Here is a 1,308-nt window from a genome sequence, read left to right as displayed (position 1 = left end):
GAACTTGCGTTATAAAATAATTAGGTACATAGTGATACTTTAGACAACCTTATCTTAGCATATTGTTAATGGCGGTGATAATCATTTTTTCAAGTACATAAATTAAAATTAATTCACTAAATTGATATAAACGCAAAAGCGCTAATAACTTGAATTAGGCTCACTGTTACACCCCTAACCAACGAATTACAGTCATCCTTGCTACATTCAATTGTTTAGCAATCTGAGTGTTATTCATACCTTGCTCATGTAGCTGCTTCGCTTGAAATAAGCATGACAATAAAAATTTATCACTTTCCGAAGTCGGTTTTTTCTCTCAGGGTTGTAAATATTCTGTCGGCTGTACCTTTGCTCACGCCTTTAGGATCTCGCAGGATATTCGCTAACCATGATTGAAATGCAAGATAGTCTTTTGTACCTGCTAAATCTGAAATGGAGTGCTCTTTGGATAATATGATGCTGTATTTACTGATCTGAGCTTCTGTTAAATTGCAAAACATGTCGATAGTATTTTGATCTTTGGACGTAACTTCTCTTTGTTTTTTGGGTTGTTGCTTTTGCTCAATTTTAAATTGAACGGCACTAATAGCCCTGCCTTGCTTAAATTGTTCGTAACTGACTGTAAGATCGCTATGTTGGTTAATTTCACCCAAAGCCTTGTCTAGTACGTTAATTTTGAAGTTGCTCATAGTGCTGTATTCATTTACACCTAAGCCAAGTTTACTTCTCAAGTCTTCAATTTCGTACTTTTCGGTTTTTCCTGTACTAAGCCATTTAACGATCAGCTCATATAACCTTGTGCTGTATTTACTTTTGAAACTACTGACCTGCTCAAGGTGGTACTTTGTAAACTGTTCTTCTAGTCTACTGATCAAGCTAATCACTTCTTCACTGAAATACAAAACCACCATACCATTGTTATCAACGTAAGTTACTTTATTCACCCAGTTGGCAGTTGTATAAGCTGGTTGTCCCTTATACCGATCAAGGTAGCTAAACTCTCTGCGCTTCAATGTACGTGCTGCCTCTTTAATAGCACCGTAAATATTATTACTGTCTGCTTTAAATTGTTGCACGTAGTTGCTGACTAAAACTTCAATGGCAGTATTTGGTGTTAGCTTGCTTACTTCCCTAGCTTCTACTATCGCCAATAGCATGATTCGCTGTTCTACCAAGCTCAAATTGAAACTTGCATCAATAAGAGCATTGTCTTTGACTACTAATTTGTTTGAGTTATTCATTTTTTTGGTGAAGTTATTTAACTAGCTAGGTTACAGCCTGTCTAATTTCCTTAGTCAACCTATAAAC

General features: G+C 36.0%; 2 protein-coding genes. Both read right to left on the bottom strand.

The features are described 5' to 3' along the window. Positions 1 to 166: 166 nt before the first annotated feature. Positions 167 to 280: a helix-turn-helix domain-containing protein gene (locus tag FTV38_RS18265; protein WP_257223479.1), complete on the bottom strand. Its 114-nt coding sequence runs from the start codon at positions 278 to 280 to the stop codon at positions 167 to 169. Between the two features lie 10 nt (positions 281 to 290). Beyond that, entirely contained in the window at positions 291 to 1,241 is a 951-nt protein-coding gene (repM, locus tag FTV38_RS17605; protein WP_180023054.1) for a replication initiation protein RepM, read from the bottom strand. Positions 1,242 to 1,308: the final 67 nt, after the last annotated feature.

The sequence above is a fragment of the Acinetobacter sp. YH16044 genome, from assembly GCF_013417145.1.
Lineage (GTDB): Bacteria > Pseudomonadota > Gammaproteobacteria > Pseudomonadales > Moraxellaceae > Acinetobacter > Acinetobacter amyesii.
The sequence above is the reverse complement of the archived record's forward strand: the minus strand, read 5'-3'. Positions and strand labels throughout refer to the sequence as shown.